Below are 2,873 nucleotides of genomic sequence, written 5' to 3'. Positions count from 1 at the left end.
CCCGTTTTTTACGTAACCAAATATCCAAGGTTAAACCATCTGCATCGATGGCTCGATACAAATAATGCCATTTTACTTTAATTTTGATGTACGTTTCATCCATTTTCCATGAATAAAAGGATTTTTTATTTTTCTTTTTCCAAATTTGATAGAGTAGTTTGCCATATTCTTGCACCCAACGATAAATCGTCGTATGAGAAACGTTAATGCCACGATCATATAAGATTTCTTGAACTTCACGATAGCTAAGGTTATAACGAAGATAGTAGCCCACGGCTACAATAATCACATCCTGCTGAAATTGCTTTCCTTTAAAATGATTCATCGTCATTCCTCCTGCTATCTTTTTCTATTATTCTACCTTATTTGATAGTAGATTTAAAACTTTGCAACAGAACCGGATTAGTCTCTGCCATTAGAAAATCCTTCACCAACGTAAGTTGGCAAAGATGCCAAGTTCACTTCCTAAGAAATATCTTTACCACCATTCCTAAAAAAAATTCAAAATCTTTCAGAGAAGCTGTTAAAGGAATTTTTAAGTTCACAGATATTAACTTAGCGCGTGAGGCTAAAAATCGATTGATTCATGATTATATCGATCAACCAAAATATTCAAAAGCTTGCGCATCATTGGATGATGGATTCGAAGACGCCTTTCAATATACCGTACAAGGAAATTCCCACAATCGACTAAAGAGTACCAATCTAATTGAACGACTGAATCAAGAAGTACGCAGAAGAGAAAAGATTATTCGCATCTTCCCCAATCAAACATCAGCCAATCGCTTAATTGGAGCCGTTCTTATGGACCTACATGATGAATGGATTTATTCTTCAAGAAAATACATCAATTTTGATAAGTAGAAATGGTAAAAACATTGTATAGCATTTTACACAGGAGTCTGGACTTGACTCACTTCCTTTATTATTTTTCATTTTTTTAAACTATTTAATACTAATGTCTTTTATAATAGCTTTTCATATATTATATAATCAATCTTTATAAGTCCTTTTATAAATTTCTTTTCTACCATTTTCGATAAATTCCTGTTTAATATTTTTAATTCCATAAACAATAGTTTCAATAGGATAATATTCTTCAACTATATCTTGATATTCTTTTGCTTTCTCAATATCTATATTTCCATACATTCTTAATATATCTTCTCCAAAATTTGTTCCTATTTCTTCTTCACTATCTTCAAGTAAGTATATAAAATCACAATATTCATCTATAATTCCAGAATCTCCAAAATCAATTATTCCAGTTAATCTATTATTGCCATCTAACAATAGATGATTACAACTAAAATCATTATGGCATAAACACTTTTTACCCTCAAAAACTGTTGTTGCATTTAGTCTTTCCATAAAACTTTCTATATAATCTTTTTCTATATCAGTTAAATCATTATAAATAGTTTCACGCAACAATATATACTCTTCTAATACATTTTGTTTATTATCAATAGTACATTCACTAATATCTGTATAATCTAAACCGTGCATTTGTCTTAAAAAACTGGCAATATCTCGTTTTAACAAATTTTGTTCTTCTTCTGACATAGTAGAATAAATTTCTGGTGTTAAAAAAGTTCCTTTAATTTCTTTATAACCTAGTATAGATAATTCATCACTAATATACGAATATTCAATATTAGGAATTTTTACATTAGTTTCTAAATTTGTATTTAAAAAATTATATATTGCTTTTTCTTTTGCATAACCTTTTTTCTTATTAGTACTAAATTTTGTTTTAAAAATGTATTCATTATTAACTAAATATGCCACACTATCATAACCACTACCGATTATTTCAATACTATCTACTTTGAAATTATCAAAGTAATGCTCAATTAAATATTTCATTGCCTTAACATTTGTGGCATTATCATCATATCTATATTCCATTAAATAACAATCTTCTTTTTTGCCCTCGTGTAATTCATGTTCTGGCAAATCTTCAATAATTCTAAAACCAGATTTTTGGTATGCCCTTATTGCTCTTGGATTATTTTTATGAGGGTCTAAAATAACTGCATTAGCATTTCTTTCTTTTTTCAAAAATTCAAAAATCAATTTAATATATCTTGTACCAATTCCTTTACTCCAATAATTTGGCTCTCCTATAAATTGATCCATACCATAGACTATCTCATCAGTTTTTGGATAATGATAATCAGTATATAACTCATCATACATTTTATATATTTGTCCATATCCAATAGGAACATTGTTATATTCAATAATTACTCTAAAAACTTCATCTTCCCAAGGCTCTGTATAATGTTTTTTTAATGATTCTAATGTATATTTTTTATCTCTACCACCATAAAATTCTAATACTCTTTCATCAGTTAACCATTTTAACATCAAAGGAAAATCATCATCTATTAAAGTTCTTATACATATTTCATTTTCAACTATATTCATTTATTTATCACCTTTTTCATAATCATATACATATACTATTTCATCTTTATAATCATTTTTACCACCTAATTTTTCATATACATGGCAAGCTCTAGGATTACCTTTATCAGTTATTAAAAACATTTCAGAACAACCAATCTCTTTAGAATATTCCTTAATAAAAGATAATAATTTTGAACCATAACCTTTGTCTTGATAGTTAGGTAACATTCCTATTGAGTGTAAATAAAACATTGTTTTTCCATCAGGTCTTAAAAGTGTATAGCAATATGCAAATCCTATAATTTTATTATTTTCTTTAGCTATAAACCCAAATGAACTGGTATCATTAAGAAATCCTTTTAAATTATCAATATCAAAAACCATATAGTACTTTTACAATTTTATCAAAAACGGTTTTATGTGTAAAAATAGTTAGTAAATCATATTTTCCAATTGAG

General features: G+C 27.5%; 2 protein-coding genes and 2 pseudogenes. 1 reads left to right on the top strand and 3 read right to left on the bottom strand.

Going from position 1 to position 2,873, the window contains the following annotated elements:
- Positions 1–325, bottom strand: a pseudogene (locus SST111_RS05240) (IS6-like element IS1216 family transposase); the annotation flags it as partial.
- A 74-nt stretch (positions 326–399) separates the two neighbouring features.
- Here SST111_RS05240 and SST111_RS05235 point away from each other — a divergent pair.
- A pseudogene (locus SST111_RS05235) lies at positions 400–864 on the top strand (transposase); the annotation flags it as partial.
- Between the two features lie 129 nt (positions 865–993).
- On the opposite strand, the gene SST111_RS05225 reads toward SST111_RS05235, so the two are convergent.
- Together SST111_RS05225 and SST111_RS05220 are read right to left on the bottom strand one after the other, a co-directional pair.
- Positions 994–2,433, bottom strand: coding sequence for a bifunctional aminoglycoside N-acetyltransferase AAC(6')-Ie/aminoglycoside O-phosphotransferase APH(2'')-Ia (locus tag SST111_RS05225; RefSeq protein WP_001028144.1), 1,440 nt, complete (start codon positions 2,431–2,433; stop codon positions 994–996).
- A complete protein-coding gene (locus tag SST111_RS05220; RefSeq protein ID WP_002303448.1) occupies positions 2,434–2,799 on the bottom strand; it encodes a GNAT family N-acetyltransferase in 366 nt (121 codons plus the stop codon).
- Positions 2,800–2,873: the final 74 nt, after the last annotated feature.

The sequence above is a fragment of the Streptococcus suis YS161 genome (genome assembly GCF_002760245.1).
GTDB classification, from domain to species: domain Bacteria; phylum Bacillota; class Bacilli; order Lactobacillales; family Streptococcaceae; genus Streptococcus; species Streptococcus suis_I.
Note: the sequence above shows the minus strand (reverse complement) of the source record. Positions and strands in the feature narration are given on the sequence as shown.